The sequence below is a fragment of the Aphanothece stagnina RSMan2012 genome, from assembly GCF_046764815.1.
Taxonomy (GTDB): Bacteria; Cyanobacteriota; Cyanobacteriia; order PCC-6307; family Cyanobiaceae; genus NIES-981.
On record NZ_JBKOUC010000094.1, the window covers coordinates 1 to 524 of the forward strand.

The 524-nt window shown below is 50.8% G+C and carries 1 protein-coding gene and 1 pseudogene; one reads left to right on the forward strand and one right to left on the reverse strand.

What is annotated here, in order from left to right; all coding sequences use genetic code 11:
- Positions 1-315: M24 family metallopeptidase (locus ACLNEE_RS16885; RefSeq protein ID WP_412007450.1), on the forward strand; the 315-nt coding region annotated here is incomplete at its 5' end.
- Positions 316-345: 30 nt separating this feature from the next.
- On the opposite strand, the pseudogene ACLNEE_RS16890 reads toward ACLNEE_RS16885, so the two are convergent.
- Positions 346-524: pseudogene (locus tag ACLNEE_RS16890) on the reverse strand (methionyl-tRNA formyltransferase); the annotation flags it as partial.

Here is a 524-nt window from a genome sequence, read left to right on the forward strand (position 1 = left end):
ATTGGGTCTGCCATTCAAACCCATGCCGAAGCCCAGGGGTTTTCTGTCGTTAGGGACTTTGTTGGCCATGGCATTAGCAAAATTTTCCACACTGCCCCACAAATTCCCCATTACGGCAAAGCTGGCAAAGGCAAAAGATTGCGGCCTGGTATGGTCTTCACCATTGAACCGATGATCAATGAAGGTACCTGGGAGGCGGTGTTACTCGATGACGGTTGGACTGCCATCACTAAAGATGGTAAGCTCTCTGCCCAGTTTGAACATACCATTGCGGTAACCGAAGATGGGGTAGAAATCTTAACTTTGGGAGATTAGTCGGCCCCATGTCAGCAGAATCAACCCACTTCAGAGGAAACTAATGGTGCTCCGGTTGCCGTTGATGAAATCCCAACCGCTTTGGGGCTTTTTTCCCGGCGGCTGAACTTGTGCCAACAATAGGTGCCCGTTGCCGGTTTGCAGAACGGGGCCCCAATTTTTGATGGTGCCGATAATTTGCCCTGGTAGACCGGACTGGAAGGAACAAC